The sequence below is a fragment of the Aeromonas sp. 603757 genome, from assembly GCF_049171255.1.
Classification (GTDB): Bacteria; Pseudomonadota; Gammaproteobacteria; order Enterobacterales; family Aeromonadaceae; genus Aeromonas; species Aeromonas veronii_A.
Genome location: NZ_JAAKOE010000013.1, coordinates 24,499 through 40,186 on the forward strand (window position 1 = coordinate 24,499; position 15,688 = coordinate 40,186).

The 15,688-nt window shown below is 56.6% G+C and carries 16 protein-coding genes; all 16 read right to left on the reverse strand.

Annotated elements, in window-relative coordinates; genetic code table 11:
• Position 1: 1 nt before the first annotated feature.
• Positions 2-1,321 carry an outer membrane beta-barrel protein gene (locus G5332_RS13340; protein WP_421172846.1) on the reverse strand — a complete coding sequence of 440 codons (1,320 nt, stop codon included), beginning with the start codon at positions 1,319-1,321 and terminating at the stop codon, positions 2-4.
• Entirely contained in the window at positions 1,305-2,708 is a 1,404-nt protein-coding gene (locus G5332_RS13345) for an undecaprenyl-phosphate glucose phosphotransferase (RefSeq protein WP_421172845.1), read from the reverse strand. Before G5332_RS13345 ends, G5332_RS13340 begins: the two co-directional genes overlap by 17 nt.
• 20 nt (positions 2,709-2,728) lie before the next feature.
• Entirely contained in the window at positions 2,729-4,096 is a 1,368-nt protein-coding gene (gene glmU / locus G5332_RS13350; RefSeq protein ID WP_227341682.1) for a bifunctional UDP-N-acetylglucosamine diphosphorylase/glucosamine-1-phosphate N-acetyltransferase GlmU, read from the reverse strand.
• Between the two features lie 93 nt (positions 4,097-4,189).
• Positions 4,190-4,618 (reverse strand): F0F1 ATP synthase subunit epsilon, encoded by a 429-nt coding sequence (locus G5332_RS13355; RefSeq protein ID WP_005339345.1) that lies wholly within the window; start codon positions 4,616-4,618, stop codon positions 4,190-4,192.
• A gap of 18 nt (positions 4,619-4,636) precedes the next feature.
• Positions 4,637-6,025, reverse strand: a complete 1,389-nt coding sequence (gene atpD / locus G5332_RS13360; RefSeq protein ID WP_026455856.1) for a F0F1 ATP synthase subunit beta — start codon at positions 6,023-6,025, stop codon at positions 4,637-4,639.
• A 33-nt stretch (positions 6,026-6,058) separates the two neighbouring features.
• Positions 6,059-6,925, reverse strand: coding sequence for a F0F1 ATP synthase subunit gamma (atpG, locus tag G5332_RS13365; RefSeq protein ID WP_041210471.1), 867 nt, complete (start codon positions 6,923-6,925; stop codon positions 6,059-6,061).
• A 42-nt stretch (positions 6,926-6,967) separates the two neighbouring features.
• Complete coding sequence (gene atpA, locus G5332_RS13370) at positions 6,968-8,509, reverse strand: F0F1 ATP synthase subunit alpha (protein ID WP_216952485.1); 1,542 nt, start codon at positions 8,507-8,509, stop codon at positions 6,968-6,970.
• Between the two features lie 15 nt (positions 8,510-8,524).
• Positions 8,525-9,058, reverse strand: coding sequence for a F0F1 ATP synthase subunit delta (gene atpH / locus G5332_RS13375; RefSeq protein ID WP_204480539.1), 534 nt, complete (start codon positions 9,056-9,058; stop codon positions 8,525-8,527).
• Between the two features lie 13 nt (positions 9,059-9,071).
• Positions 9,072-9,542 carry a F0F1 ATP synthase subunit B gene (atpF, locus tag G5332_RS13380; protein ID WP_204480536.1) on the reverse strand — a complete coding sequence of 157 codons (471 nt, stop codon included), beginning with the start codon at positions 9,540-9,542 and terminating at the stop codon, positions 9,072-9,074.
• A gap of 55 nt (positions 9,543-9,597) precedes the next feature.
• Positions 9,598-9,840 (reverse strand): F0F1 ATP synthase subunit C, encoded by a 243-nt coding sequence (atpE, locus tag G5332_RS13385; protein ID WP_005307205.1) that lies wholly within the window; start codon positions 9,838-9,840, stop codon positions 9,598-9,600.
• A gap of 58 nt (positions 9,841-9,898) precedes the next feature.
• Positions 9,899-10,681 (reverse strand): F0F1 ATP synthase subunit A, encoded by a 783-nt coding sequence (atpB, locus tag G5332_RS13390; RefSeq protein ID WP_216952488.1) that lies wholly within the window; start codon positions 10,679-10,681, stop codon positions 9,899-9,901.
• Positions 10,682-10,689: 8 nt separating this feature from the next.
• The gene (locus G5332_RS13395; RefSeq protein ID WP_216952492.1) at positions 10,690-11,100 is read right to left on the reverse strand and encodes an ATP synthase subunit I; all 411 of its coding nucleotides are present in this window, start codon (positions 11,098-11,100) and stop codon (positions 10,690-10,692) included.
• A 190-nt stretch (positions 11,101-11,290) separates the two neighbouring features.
• Complete coding sequence (locus G5332_RS13400; protein ID WP_005342343.1) at positions 11,291-12,199, reverse strand: ParB/RepB/Spo0J family partition protein; 909 nt, start codon at positions 12,197-12,199, stop codon at positions 11,291-11,293.
• Positions 12,196-12,999 (reverse strand): ParA family protein, encoded by an 804-nt coding sequence (locus G5332_RS13405; RefSeq protein WP_005357226.1) that lies wholly within the window; start codon positions 12,997-12,999, stop codon positions 12,196-12,198. Before G5332_RS13405 ends, G5332_RS13400 begins: the two co-directional genes overlap by 4 nt.
• Positions 13,000-13,025: 26 nt before the next feature.
• A complete protein-coding gene (gene rsmG / locus G5332_RS13410) occupies positions 13,026-13,652 on the reverse strand; it encodes a 16S rRNA (guanine(527)-N(7))-methyltransferase RsmG (RefSeq protein WP_421172844.1) in 627 nt (208 codons plus the stop codon).
• 8 nt (positions 13,653-13,660) lie between these two features.
• Positions 13,661-15,550: a tRNA uridine-5-carboxymethylaminomethyl(34) synthesis enzyme MnmG gene (gene mnmG, locus G5332_RS13415; RefSeq protein WP_075116263.1), complete on the reverse strand. Its 1,890-nt coding sequence runs from the start codon at positions 15,548-15,550 to the stop codon at positions 13,661-13,663.
• Positions 15,551-15,688 lie beyond the last annotated feature (138 nt).

Sequence of the window (15,688 nt, forward strand, 5' to 3'; positions counted from 1 at the left end):
GTTAAATGGCTACCTTGAGTGAAAGAGAAAGCTGTTGTTTGTCGTAACCGAGGGCACGGCCATAGCAATTGCCGCCGATGTCGATGGGCTGCCCGGCAAAGCTGGAGCCGGAGTCGGCCTGCAGGTAGTGGAGCCCCAGATTGACGGAGGGACGAATGTCGTAGCTGATGCCCATGCCCCAGCGATGGATGTCGTCCTGACGGTGGCGGTTGTCGTTACCACAGACCACCGACTGGTGATAATCATCCCGGATATCGTGATAAGAGAGCGTGGTCGCCACTCCGGGTGACCAGTGGTGCTGCCACTCGGCGCCATATAGCTGGCTGCTGACATAGCCGCCGTCACCACCCGGATCACGAATGGTCCGGCTGGAGAGCAGCGCGAGCTTGCTGTAATCGAGCGGTTGCCACTCCAGACGTAGATCCCAGTTCAGCCCTTTGAAACTCTCTGCCTGCGGATCGTTGACGAAACGCTTGTAGATCCCGCCGATATTGGCATCGATCCGGGTCTTGCCGGTCAGCTGGCTCATCACCCCGGTGATGAGGAAAAATTCGTCGGAATCCTTGCGCGGATTGGCCGGATAGCGTCGCAGATTGGTCTGCAGGGTGTAACGAAAACGGCTGACATGGCTCACCTGATCGAACAGCTCGACAATGGCGGTGTTCTCCTGCCACTCCTGCTCGGCCACATAGCGTTCAAAGTCATGCTGGTAGAGGTGCTTGTCGAGATAGCCCAGATCCTTGTGGGAGAGCGCCAGCTCCAGCTTGCCTCTGGCATCGGGAGCGCCGTAACTGTAACGGCCACCCACTTCGCTGCGTTTGAAGCGCAACGGCTCGGCAATGTTGAACCAGCCGAAAGTGGCATCACCGCCAGCCTTCTCATCCCCCTGCAACATAAAGCCTTCGGTCAGCCCCTCGCCACGCGCCTCATGGCCCAGCCGATACTGGTACATCAGCTGGAAGGCGTTGCGCAGGGAGAAGCGCCAGCTGCCGTCAAACTGAAACTGGTGATCGGCATAGCCATCCCCATGGCTGCTGCCATAGCGACGATAATCACCCAGATAGCTGAACTGATAGCGATCCAGGCCGCGTTCGCCCACCATGCGAAATTCCGGGGTGATCCCGACGAAATCGGAGCCAATCGCCTGACCACTGTCACGCTGCCACAACAGGTTGCTGTCGTGGCCGTAACGGCTCTCCACCTCGGTCTGGATCTCCAGACCAAGCGGCCCCTGATGGGATACGGGGGTGACCTCGGCGCGGACTGAAAGAGAGGGGGAGAGCAGCAGTCCGGCGCAAACGAGGCTAGTAAGCAGATGCACCGACAAACCCCTTGAATACAGTCAGGAAAATGACTTTGAAATCCAGTCCGAGCGACCAGTACTGGATGTACTTGAGATCGAACTTGACCCGCATCTCCATCTTGTCGAGGGTGTCGGTTTCACCACGAAATCCATTTATCTGGGCCAGCCCGGTAATCCCCGGTTTGACCTTGTGGCGCAGCATGTACCGCTCCACCAGTGAGCGGTACTGCTCGTTGTGCGCCACGGCATGAGGACGTGGCCCCACGATCGACATGGAGCCCTGAATCACATTAAAAAACTGCGGCAACTCATCCAGCGAGGTGCGACGCAAAAACGCACCGAATGGCGTCACTCTAGGATCGCCTTTAGTTGCCTGAGTCACCACGGCATCATTCTCCATGACGCGCATGGAGCGGAATTTCCAGACCTGGATCCGTTTCCCCCCCAAGCCGTAGCGATCCTGTTTGAAGAGTACGGGTCCAGGGGAAGAGAGACGCACTCCGAGTGCCACCAGCACCATGATCGGGGAGATGAGCAGCAGAATGAGTGAACCCAGCACCAGATCTTCAATGCGTTTGAGCAGGGCGGCCCCCCCTTCAAACGGGGAATCGAAAAAGCTGAAGGTATAGATATCGCCTACCCGATCGATGTGGGACACGGTCAGGCCGTACTCGTAGAAATCGGGAACCAGATAGGTATTGACCGTGGTGTCGGAGAGTTCGTAGAGGTAGTGATTGATACGCTCCCGGGCGGTCAGGGGCAGCGCCAGATAGATTTCGTCGACCAGCCCTTTGCGTGCCAGCTCAAGCAGCTCATCGACATCACCCAACAGAGGACTGCGAGTCGGGTAACCGAAGCGCTCTTCGCTACGGGCATCGAAAAATCCGAGCATCTGAATATCGTGACGCGGGCTCTCCCACAGGGATTTTTCCAGCGCCAGTCCGGCCGGAGTCACGCCAATGATGGCCACACGCCGACAGCAGGAGGCATCGCTGAACCAGAGGGTCACCAGTCGGTACAACACCCGATAGCCGGTGGAAATGAGGCAGGCCATGGCAAGCCAGAGCACCGCCAGCTCCAGCGGGAAGGGGTGGTAGGGTTTAAAGATGGGAACCAGATAGACCAGCAGGTAGAGCAGGGTAGCAGTTACCAACCAGGAGAAGATGAGGCGCAGCAGAGACTGCGCCAGATGTTTACGAACCCGGCTGCAATAGAGCCCGGTATTCTGGGAGACCAGAAAGAAGACCACCATGCCCAGCGTGACCAGGGACATCTCGTCCAACCCATGAAACAAGCCAAAGTGCCGTGCGAGCAGCACCATTGAGACTGAAATTCCCACCAGATCGACAAAGCGGGAAAACAGACTGTGGCTCGCGTCTGCGAGCTTGATGATTCGCTTGTTCATGGGTCGCCTTCATACTGATATCACTTATCAGTTTTCTTGACCGGACGAGCCCAGTTCTTGATGTGACGCTGGGGTACCCGGGTAATCACGAGTTCATTTTCACCCACGTCCTTGGTAATAGTAGAGCCGGCACCCAGGGTGGCCCCCTTGCCGATGCGAACAGGCGCTACCAGTTGGGTATCAGAACCGACGAACACATCGTCCTCGATGATGGTCTGGAATTTGTTGACCCCGTCGTAGTTGCAGGTGATGGTACCGGCACCGATATTCACCCCGGCTCCGATCTCGGCATCACCCAGATAGGTCAGATGACCGCACTTGGAACCAACCCCCAGACGGGCCTTCTTCATCTCGACGAAGTTGCCAACGTGCGCATCCTGCTCCAGAACCGCCCCCGGACGCAAGCGGGTAAACGGACCCACTGAGCACTGATCTGCCACCTGTGCACCCTCGATAACCGAGTAGGGTTTCACCTCGGTGTGATCGCCAATGACACAATCTTTCAGTACGCAACCGGCTCCGATACGAACGTGATTGCCGAGAGTCACCTTGCCCTCTATGATGACGTTTGCATCAATAACAACCTCTTCACCAATTTCCAAAACCCCACGCAAATCAAAGCGTGCGGGGTCGATCATGGTTGCACCTGCAATCATCAGTTTCTCGGCCTGCATCTGCTGATAGCTGCGCTCAAGCTGAGCCAATTGCACCCGATTGTTGGCCCCTTCCACCTCGGCGGCACGCTCCGGATGAACGGCGGCAATCGGGCAATTATCGCTGTGAGCCATGGCGATCACATCGGTCAGATAGAACTCGCCCTGGGCGTTTTTGTTGTCGAGACGAGACAACCATTGACGCAACTGGCCCCCATTGGCCACCAGCACGCCGGTATTCACCTCACGAATGGCCAGCTGTTCGGCATTGGCATCCTTCTGCTCGACGATACCGACTACCTGACCATTTTCACGGACGATGCGGCCATAGCCGGTGGGGTTGTCCAGCACCACGGTCAGCAGTGCCATCCCGTTTTCAGCCTTGGCGGCGAGCAAGCGCTGCAGGGTCTCGGGCTGGATCAGCGGGGTATCGCCGTAGAGCACCAGCACATCGTCTTCATCCTTCCAGAACGGGATGGCCTGGGCGACGGCATGACCGGTTCCCAGCTGCTGAGCTTGCAGCACCCAGTTCACATCGGCCGCCACGATCCGCTCTTTCAGCAGCTCGGCACCGTGGCCATAGACCAGATGCAGCTGCTCGGCACCGACCTGACGAGCGGTATCGATCACATGGGAAACCATGGGTTTGTTGGCTACCGGGTGCAGTACCTTGGGCAGAATGGAACGCATACGGGTACCTTTACCCGCAGCCAGGATCACGACGTTGAGGGACATAAATTGGCCTTTGGAACATGAGAAATACTCGGCGGAGTCTATCCAACGGGTAAAAAAAAAGCGACCCGAAGGTCGCTTTTTACATCACCGTTATTAGCGGTAATTCTTTTTGACGATATCGATGACTCGCAGTTGAGCCATCGCCTTGGCCAGCTCGGTGGCGGCCTGGGCGTAGTCGATATCACCATGGGAGCTGTGGATCCGCTCTTCGGCTGCGCGCTTGGCTTCCTGGGCTTTCGCCTCATCCAAGTCGTCAGCACGAATCGCGGTGTCCGCCAGCACGGTCACGGATTCAGGTTGTACTTCCAGCATACCGCCGGAGATGTACAGCACCTCTTCAGTTCCGTTCTGCTTCACCAAGCGGACCAGGCCCGGCTTGATGGCAGTCAGCAACGGAGCATGACCGTGGCGGAGACCCAACTCACCTTCGGAGCCTGATACCTGAGCGGATTGCACGCGACCGGAAAACAGTTTTCCTTCGGCGCTCACCACGTCCAGGTGAAAGGAGATCATCTCTGCCATGGGCCCTCCTGTCGAGGCTTACAGTTTCTTGGATTTCTCGACGACTTCGTCGATACCGCCAACCATGTAGAACGCCTGCTCGGGCAGATCGTCATACTCGCCTTTCAGGATGCCCTGGAAACCACGGATGGTCTCTTTCAGCGGCACGTATTTACCCGGAGAACCGGTAAACACTTCTGCTACGAAGAACGGCTGGGACAGGAAACGCTCGATCTTACGGGCACGGGCTACGGTCAGTTTGTCTTCTTCTGACAGTTCATCCATACCCAGGATGGCGATGATGTCCTTCAGCTCTTTGTAGCGCTGCAGTACGGTCTGAACGCCACGAGCGGTCTCGTAGTGCTCTTTGCCAACCACCAGCGGATCCAGCTGACGAGAGGTAGAGTCCAGCGGGTCAACGGCCGGGTAGATACCCAGTGCCGCGATTTGACGGGACAGTACGACGGTCGCATCCAGGTGGGCGAAGGTGGTCGCCGGAGACGGGTCAGTCAAGTCATCCGCAGGCACGTAAACGGCCTGTACGGAGGTGATGGAACCGGTCTTGGTGGAGGTGATACGTTCTTGCAGAACCCCCATCTCCTCGGCCAGGGTCGGCTGGTAACCTACTGCGGAAGGCATACGGCCCAGCAGTGCGGATACTTCAGTACCGGCCAGGGTGTAACGGTAGATGTTGTCCACGAAGAACAGCACGTCACGACCTTCGTCACGGAACTTCTCGGCCATGGTCAGGCCGGTCAGCGCAACGCGCAGACGGTTTCCGGGCGGCTCGTTCATCTGACCGTAAACCAGAGATACTTTGTCCAGTACGTTGGACTCCATCATCTCGTGGTAGAAGTCGTTACCCTCACGGGTACGCTCACCTACACCGGCGAATACAGAGTAACCACTGTGTTCGATCGCGATGTTACGGATCAGCTCCATCATGTTTACGGTTTTGCCTACACCGGCACCACCGAACAGACCAACCTTACCACCCTTGGCGAACGGACATACCAGGTCGATAACCTTGATGCCGGTCTCCAGCAGCTCGGTGCTGTTGGACTGATCTTCGTAGCTGGGGGCTTCACGGTGGATTGACCAGCTCTCTTCTTCACCGATCGGGCCTTTCTCGTCGATTGGCTCGCCCAGTACGTTCATGATCCGACCCAGTGTCGCAGTACCGACCGGAACCTGGATGGATTTACCGCTATTCATTACTTCCAACCCACGACGCAGACCGTCGGAGGAACCCATGGTGATGCAACGAACGACGCCGCCACCGATCTGTTGCTGAACTTCCAGCACCAGACCCTGGCCTTGACCTTCGCTAACGACCTTCAGTGCATCGTACACCTGGGGCACGGCATTCTGCGGGAACTCGATGTCCACTACAGCGCCGATGATTTGGACGATGAAACCGTTACTCATGTCAAATCCTCTAAACCTTTGATAACCCTTGCCTTACACCGCAGCAGCACCGGATACGATCTCTGTCAGCTCCTGGGTAATACTGGCCTGACGGGCCTTGTTGTATACCAGTTGCAGATCGTTAATCAGGTTACCGGCGTTGTCAGTCGCGGCTTGCATGGCAACCATTCGGGCTGCCTGTTCACTGGCCAAGTTTTCCACTACACCCTGGTAGACCTGAGATTCGACATAGCGAACCAGCAGGGTATCCAGCAGCTTCTTGGGATCCGGCTCATAGAGGTAATCCCAGTGGTGTTTCTTGGCCAGCTTGCTGTCTTCAGTTACGGGCAAAGGCAGCAGTTGATCGACCCGTGGTTGCTGCACCATGGTGTTGACGAACTTGTTGTACACCAGATACAGCTTGTCAATCTCACCGTTGTCGTAAGCCTTCAGCATGACCTTGACTGAACCAATCAGGTCATTGACGCTCGGGTTATCGCCCAGTCCTGCGACGTGAGCTTTCACCTTGGCGCCGTGCCGTTCAAAGAAGTTGGAGGCTTTGTTGCCGATCAGAGCCAGGTCAACCTTGGCACCTTTCGCGCTCCATTGCTTCATATCATTGAGGGCAGCCTTGAACAGGTTGATGTTCAGACCACCACACAGGCCACGGTCGGTGGAGACGACGATGTAACCCACTCGCTTGACCTCACGTTCGATGAGGTAGGGGTGTTTGTATTCCAGGTTCCCCTGAGCGATATGGCCGATCACCTTGCGCATGGTTTCAGCGTACGGACGGCTGGCAGACATGCGATCCTGCGCACGGCGCATCTTGCTTGCTGCCACCATTTCCATAGCGCTGGTGATCTTTTGAGTGTTTTTAACACTCCCGATCTTGTTACGTATCTCTTTTGCGCCGGCCATCTCTTCTCTCCATCAGGTGGCAGCTTGCGCTGCCACACTCGCTTACCAGGTCTGGGTTGCCTTGAAGTCATCCAGCAACGCAGTCAGCTTGCCAACGATCGCGTCGTTGTAGTCAGCCTTGGCATTGATTTCAGCCATCAGCTCAGCATGCTGGGTATCGGCGAAAGAGAGCAGAGCGGCTTCGAAGTCGAGGATCTTGCTCAACTCGACATCAGAGAGATAGCCTTTTTCCGCGGCGAACAGCACCAGAGACTGGTGAGCCACGCTCATCGGAGAGTACTGCTTCTGTTTCATCAGCTCGGTCACTTTCTGACCGTGGTCCAGCTGCTTGCGAGTTGCATCGTCCAGGTCGGAAGAGAACTGGGCAAAGGCAGCAAGTTCGCGATACTGGGCCAGCGCGGTACGGATACCACCGGACAGCTTCTTGACGATCTTGGTCTGGGCGGCACCACCCACACGGGATACGGAGATACCCGGATCAACCGCAGGACGAATACCGGCGTTGAAAGACTGGGAAGTCAGGAAGATCTGACCATCGGTGATGGAGATCACGTTGGTCGGAACGAACGCGGATACGTCGCCCGCCTGGGTTTCGATGATCGGCAGCGCGGTCAGAGAACCGGTTTTGCCCTTCACTTCACCCTTGGTGAACTTCTCTACGTACTCGTCGTTGACGCGAGCTGCACGCTCCAGCAGACGGGAGTGCAGATAGAATACGTCGCCCGGGAATGCTTCACGTCCTGGCGGACGGCGCAGCAGCAGGGAAATCTGACGATATGCAACGGCCTGCTTGGACAGGTCATCATAAATGATCAGGGCATCTTCACCGCGGTCACGGAAGTACTCACCCATGGAGCAACCTGAATACGGAGCCAGGTATTGCAGGGCAGCCGCTTCGGAAGCAGAGGCAACCACTACTATGGTGTTGGCCAGGGCGCCGTGCTCTTCCAGCTTGCGCACCACGTTGGCGATGGTGGAGGCCTTCTGGCCAATCGCAACGTAGACACACTTAATACCGGAGTCTTTCTGGTTGATGATGGTGTCGATCGCAATGGCAGTTTTACCTACCTGGCGGTCACCGATGATCAGCTCACGCTGGCCACGACCGATAGGGATCATGGAGTCGATGGCTTTCAGACCGGTCTGGACAGGCTGGTCAACAGACTTACGCTCGATAACGCCCGGGGCAATCACTTCTACCGGAGAGAAGCCATCGTGCTCGACCGGACCTTTACCGTCGATAGGCTGACCCAGGGTGTTGACCACCCGGCCCAGCAGACCACGACCGACCGGCACTTCCAGAATGCGGCCAGTACCTTTTACTTTCATCCCTTCGGCCAGATCGGCATAGGGACCCATCACTACGGCACCAACGGAGTCACGCTCCAGGTTCAATGCCAGAGCGTAGCGGTTGCCCGGCAGCTCGATCATCTCACCCTGCATGGCATCGGCCAGGCCGTGGATACGAATGATACCGTCACTCACGGAGACGATGGTACCTTCGTTACGCGCTTCGCTCTTTACATCAAACTGCGCAATGCGCTGCTTGATCAGCTCGGCGATTTCAGTGGAATTCAGTTGCATGCTCTAATACCCCAATCAAGATTGCAGCGCGTCAGCCATGCGATCCAGCTTGCCGCGGACAGTTCCGTCGATAACCAGATCACCGGCCTTGATGAGCACCCCGGCCATCAAGGACGCGTCGATGCTGCAATTCAGCTTCACTTTGCGCGCGAGACGTTGTTCCAGAGAAGCCTGAATATTGGCTTTCTGCTGGTCGGTCAGTGCAATCGCCGAAATCACGTCAGCCTGAACTTCTTTGTCCAGTTCAGACTTGAACACCACAAATTCGGCAACGACCGCCGGCAGCACACCCAAGCGACCATTCTCTGCCATTACCCGGATCAGGTTCTGGCCATGCTCGTCGAGTTGCTCCCCGCAGATGCTGACAAACAGTTTTGCCAGCTCGTCGGCAGCCACAGAGCCGTTAACCAGGGAGTGGATGGTCTCGTTCTTCACTACTTCCGCAGCGAAGCTGAGCATCCCCAGCCACTGATCAACCGCCTTGTGCTCAACGGCAAACTCGAAAGCAGCCTTGGCGTAGGGGCGAGCGATTGTAGTCAGTTCAGACATAGCCCCGTTCCCGTTACAGTTCAGCTACCAGTTTGTCGACGATGTCGCTGTTGGCAGCCTGGTCGATTTGGCGCGCCAGGATCTTCTCTGCACCCGCAATGGCAAGAGCAGCAACCTGCTTGCGCAGTTCCTCTTTGGCACGATGACGTTCAGCTTCAATCTCGGCACGGCCTTGAGCCAGGATTTTTTCCCGCTCAGCCTGAGCACCGACAGTTGCCTCATCAATGATCTGGGCCTTGCGTTTGTTGGCCTGTTCAATGATTTCAGCAGCCTGCAGCTTGGCTTCTTTCAGCTGATCGACGGCGTTGGCCTTGGCCAAATCCAGATCTTTCTTGGCTCGTTCGGCAGAAGAGAGACCGTCAGCAATAGCTTTCTGACGGGCTTCGATGGCAGCCATCAGCGGCGGCCATACATACTTCATGCAAAACACAACGAAGAAGAAAAAAGCAATTGCTTGGCCGAGGAGGGTGGCGTTGATATTCACAGCCGATGTCCTCTTTAGTTAGTTAATGGGTTATGCCTGGATATGTCGTAACGACTTAGCCAGCAACCGCAAACATCACATACAGACCCAGACCAACGGCGATCATCGGGATCGCATCCACCAGACCCATTACGATGAAGAACTGGGTACGCAGAACAGGGATCAGATCAGGTTGACGAGCAGCACCTTCCAGGAACTTGCCACCCAGAATACCGATACCGATGGAAGCGCCGATAGCAGCCAGACCCATCATCATTGCAGCAGCGATGTACAGCAGGTCCATGTTCAAGTTTTCCATGAGGATCTCCATTTATTTAGATGTAATTGATTGTATAAAAAGGATTATTTGAGTCGCATCAACCATGATCTTCCTGTGCCATCGACAGATAGACGATGGTCAGAACCATGAAGATGAATGCCTGCAAAGTGATGATCAAGATGTGGAAAATTGCCCAAGGCACGGACAGGATCCACTGTGACCACCAGGGTAGCAAACCCGCAATCAGGATAAAGATCAGTTCGCCAGCATACATGTTGCCGAACAGTCGAAGACCCAGAGAGACCGGTTTGGATACCAGCGTAACAGTTTCCAGGATGAGGTTAACCGGGATGGCCGCCGGGTGGTTGAAAGGCTGAAGCGTCAGCTCCTTCACAAACCCGCCGATACCCTTGACCTTGATGCTGTAATACAGGATCAAGAAGAACACGCCCAAAGCCATGGACATGGTGATGTTAACGTCAGCAGAGGGAACCACACGCAGATAGGGAATACCCATCAATTGTGCAGCGTGAGGGATAAAGTCAACGGGGATCAGATCCATCAGGTTCATCAGGAAGATCCAGACAAACACAGTCAACCCCAAAGGTGCGATGACCTTGTTGCGACCATGAAAGATGTCTTTGACGTTACCATTCACAAACTCGACCAGCATCTCCACAAAGCACTGCAGCTTACCCGGCACCCCGCTGGTAGCGTTAACGGCTACTTTGCGGAACAGCAGGATAAACAGGGCGCCTAGCACGACGGAGAATACCATTGAGTCGATATTCACCGTCCAGAACCCGGACCCGACTTGAAGGTGGGTCAGGTGGTGGGAGATATATCCCTGAGGAGTCAGGACTTCTCCGGTTGCAGACATGAGTTTTCCTAATAGTGGTTGTTAAGCGTGAATGAGACTATCCACTGTACAACGAGGGCGAGGATATAAGTGGCGAAAAACGAGACGGTAACGACCTCGACTTTCGCACCAAACAACAGAGCAAACAGACCTGCTGTCGAAACGAGCTTAATCCCAGCCCCACCATAAAAGTCCCGCAAAACCAGGCCCACACTCTCGGTTGTCACCTTGCGGCGCAGCACCCAGACAGTAAACAAGGCTTGAGGAACCCAGTACATCCCCCCTCCGTAAAGGGCGGAATAACCGGCGCTGGCACTAATCTGATAAAACCAGACAGCACTCATCGCCAGGATCAGGATGAGCTGACAAACGAGCATAACCCAGGCTAGCGTAAAACCTTCCAAGGCTATTTTCTGCTTCACCAACCTACCCCTGAACATTACAGAACTGTAAAAAATCGGGATCCGAAGACCCCATGTTAACAGCTCTTAAAGCCGGTCAAATTATACCCTTGAGGGCCGCTATTGCAATATGACAAAAATCCTTAATTTTTGCGGCTTTCCGCGGCAAATCAAGGTTATGGCCATATCAAAAGGAATGGATGTTTTATTACTACAAAAAGCGTAAGAATCACGATTCTGACACGCCAAAATAGCCCAATATACGGTCCAAATCGGATAAATTCTCGTAACTTATTACTAACTTTCCGCTATCCCGCTTGCCAGGCTGAAGTTGCACCTGATTGCCAATTTTTTCTGCCAGTTGGCGCTCCAGGTAGCCGATCTGCGGATCACGGGCCGGTTCGACCCTGGCTTTTGCCGGTTCAAGCGCTTTTTGCACCAGCTTCTCGGTATCGCGTACAGTCAGCCCTTTCTGGGCAACCAGCTTGGCCAGTTCGGACTGAGCCTGACCGCTCAGGGCCAGCAGGGCTCGGGCATGACCCATGTCGAGGTCGCCATGCTCGACGAAACGCTTCACGTCGTCGTTGAGCTGGTTGAGACGCAGCAGGTTGGTCACCGTGGTGCGGGACTTGCCCACCGCCTCGGCCACCTGCTGGTGGGTGAGTTCGAATTCGGTCAGTAGTCTTTGTAAAGCGACCGCCTCTTCGATGGCATTGAGGTCTTCCCGCTGGATGTTCTCAATCAGCGCGATGGCAACGGCAGCCTCGTCGGGTACATCCTTGACGATGCAGGGCACCACCTCGAGCCGCGCCAGCTGGGACGCGCGCCAGCGCCGCTCACCGGCAATTATTTCGAAGGATTGTTCGCCGAGAGGGCGTACCACGATGGGCTGGATCACCCCCTGAGCGCGGATGGAGTTGGCAAGCTCTTCCAGTGCATCCTGGGACATATCCTTGCGGGGCTGGTACTTGCCGGACTGCAACCACTCCACCGGCAGCTTGCGCAGCTCGCCCTGATTGGTGGGGGCCATGGCCTCTTCAGTACGTTGATCGCTCATCACCTGTTTCTGGCGGGCAGCCGTGCTGGTACTGAGCAGGGCATCCAGCCCCTTGCCCAGTCCACGTTTTTTCGGAGTCATATGCTCTCTCGGTCTGCGATGGTCGCCTGACGTTCCTGCTCCTGGCGGCGCAGGATCTCGCCAGCCAGTGCCAGGTAGGCCTTGGCGCCCACCGATGATTTGTCATAGTGCATGGCCGGGGCACCGAAACTCGGGGCTTCAGCCAGTCTAACGTTGCGGGGAATGATGGTGCGGTAGACTTTGTCACCAAAGTGCTGTTTTAGCTGATCGGACACATCATTGGCCAGCCGGTTGCGGTGATCGAACATGGTGCGCAGCACCCCTTCGATCTTGAGCTCCGGATTGACCACGGCGGCCAGCTTGCTGATGGTGTCGACCAGGGCGGTGAGCCCCTCCAGCGCGTAATATTCGCATTGCATGGGCACCAACACGGAGTCGGCGGCGGCCATGGCGTTCACGGTCAGCATGTTGAGAGAGGGCGGGCAGTCGATGAAGACGTAGTCGTATTTGTCCCGCACCGAAGCCAGCGCATTGCGCAGGCGGATTTCGCGGGCGAAAAATTCCATCAGACGGATTTCGGCCGCGGTCACGTCGGCGTTGGCGGCGATCAGGTGATACCCCCCGGTGGTTTCGGGGATGATCACTTCGCTGATGGGGGCATCCTCGATCAGCAGCTCATAGGCGGTGCGCTCGACGTCATACTTGTCGACACCGCTGCCCATGGTGGCATTGCCCTGCGGATCCAGATCGATCACCAGCACCTTGCGCCGGGTGGCAGCCATGGAGGCGGCCAGATTCACACAGGTGGTGGTTTTACCTACTCCACCCTTCTGGTTGGCTATGGCGATGACTTTTCCCACACGATCCCCTAAATGAAACTGCGACCCTATTCGGGCTGGATATGTTTGAATTCCAGCAGATGACGTTCGCCTTCCAGCTCCGGCACCCGCAACTCATGACAGGCTACCAGACGGATATTGGCAGGCAACTGGGCAAGCTCCTGCTCGGGATATTGTCCCTTGAGCGCCAGGAAGCTGCCCTGTTCTGACGGCAGGTGGTGACACCAGCTCAGCATGTCCTCCAGCGAGGCAAATGCCCGACTCAGTACACCATCAAATCCCACCTCAGGTTGATACTCTTCAACCCGGGATTTGACCGGCGTCACATTGGTCAGACCCAGCTCCTGGATCACCTGACGGATGAAGTTGATCCGCTTGCCCAGACTGTCGAGCAGGACGAACTGCTTGTCCGGATTGATGATCGCCAGCGGCAATCCCGGCAGGCCGGGACCGGTCCCCACGTCGATGAAGCGCTCACCGTGCAAGTGGGGGCTTACCACCAGGCTATCGAGGATATGCTTGACCAGCATGGCTTCCGGATCTCGCACCGAGGTGAGATTGTAAGCCTTGTTCCACTTGTGCAGCAACTCGACCAACTGCACCAGTTGGCTCTTTTGGGTATCGGTGATAACAATTTCGGCCTGCTTGAGCAGGCCGTTCAATCTTTCCAACATGGGATTCCTCAGGCGGTTTTACGCAGCAGGCCGTGTTTTTTCAGGTGAACCAGCAGGATGGAGATGGCCGCCGGGGTGATGCCGGAGATGCGGGAAGCCTGACCAATGGTCTGCGGCTTGGCATCGTTCAGCTTGGCTTTCACCTCGTTGGAGAGGCCGTTCACCTCGCGATAGTCCAGATCCAGCGGCAGCAGGGTGTTCTCGTTGCGCAGCTGCTTTTCCACTTCATCGTGTTGACGCTCGATGTAACCGGCGTACTTGATCTGGATCTCAACCTGTTCGGCCGCGGCAGGATCGGTCACGGAAGGACCGACACCTTCGATGGCCATCAGCGCATCATAGGTCACCTCGGGACGACGCAGCAGCTCTTCCAGACTCTGTTCGCGGGTCAGCGGGGTGTTGACCAGGGCGTTGACCGCTTCCAGTGACGGATGTTGCGGGTGGATCCAGGTTGAACGCATGCGCTGACGCTCCAGCTCGACCTGTTCCATCTTGGCGTTGAATTTGCTCCAGCGCTCGTCATCCACCAGACCCAGCTCGCGACCAATGGCTGTCAGGCGGATATCGGCGTTGTCTTCACGCAGCAGCAGGCGATATTCGGCGCGGCTGGTGAACATGCGGTAAGGCTCGCGGGTCCCCAGGGTGGAGAGATCATCCATCATCACGCCCATGTAGGCCTGATCCCGACGCGGGTTCCAGGGATCCTTGTCCTGGGCACGCAAGGCCGCGTTCAAACCGGCCATCAGGCCTTGTGCCGCTGCCTCTTCGTAACCGGTCGTGCCGTTGATCTGGCCGGCGAAGAACAGGTTTGGAATGCACTTGCTCTCCATGTTGGCCTTGAGATCCCGCGGATCGAAGAAATCATATTCGATGGCATAGCCGGGGCGGGTGATGTGGGCGTTCTCGAAGCCGCGCACGGAACGGACGATCTGCACCTGCACGTCAAACGGCAGGCTGGTGGAGATCCCGTTCGGATAGAGTTCGTGGGTGGTAAGGCCTTCCGGTTCGACGAAGATCTGGTGTGCAGTCTTGTCGGCGAAACGGGTGATCTTGTCTTCGATCGACGGGCAGTAGCGCGGACCTATCCCCTCGATCACCCCGGCGTACATGGGGCTGCGATCCAGGTTATTGCGGATCACTTCGTGGGTACGCTCGTTGGTATGGGTGACGTAGCAGGGCACCTGACGGGGATGCTGGCTGGCATCGCCGATAAACGAGAAGACCGGACGCGGATCGTCGCCGTGCTGTTCCTGCATTACGGAGAAATCGACGCTGCGGGCATCGATGCGCGGCGGGGTGCCCGTCTTGAGGCGATCGATGCGCAGCGGCAGTTCGCGCAGGCGCTGGGCCAAGGCGATCGAGGGAGGATCCCCGGCACGGCCGCCCTTGTAGTTTTCCATCCCGATGTGGATCAACCCGTTCAGGAAGGTACCGACCGTCAGCACCACTGTCTTGCCGCTGATGCGGATCCCGCTCTGGGTGACCACACCGGCAACACGATCCCCGTCCATGATCAGATCGTCACAAGCCTGCTGGAAGATCTTCAGGTTCGGGTAGTTCTCCAGCATCTGGCGAACGACGGCCTTGTAGAGCAGGCGATCCGCCTGGGCACGAGTGGCTCGCACTGCCGGGCCCTTGGAGGAGTTGAGGGTGCGGAACTGGATCCCGCCAAGATCGATGGCACGCGCCATGATCCCGCCGAGTGCGTCAACTTCCTTGACCAGGTGTCCCTTGCCGATCCCGCCGATCGCCGGATTACAGGACATGTGTCCCAGCGTATCGATATTGTGGGTCAGCAACAGGGTGTTCATGCCCATACGGGCTGCCGCTGTTGCTGCTTCGGTTCCGGCATGACCGCCACCGACGACGATCACATCAAATTGTTCATGGTATTGCATTGGGATCACCTTGATCTGCACGCCTGAAGATCTTTATTTGCCTGGGCTAAAGGGCGGAACATTCTATCTGTTTCGCGTCCTGAGGGGAACGTCTACTTAACGTTCAGTATGAAGGGAGGATCCACTAATTAGATCTTA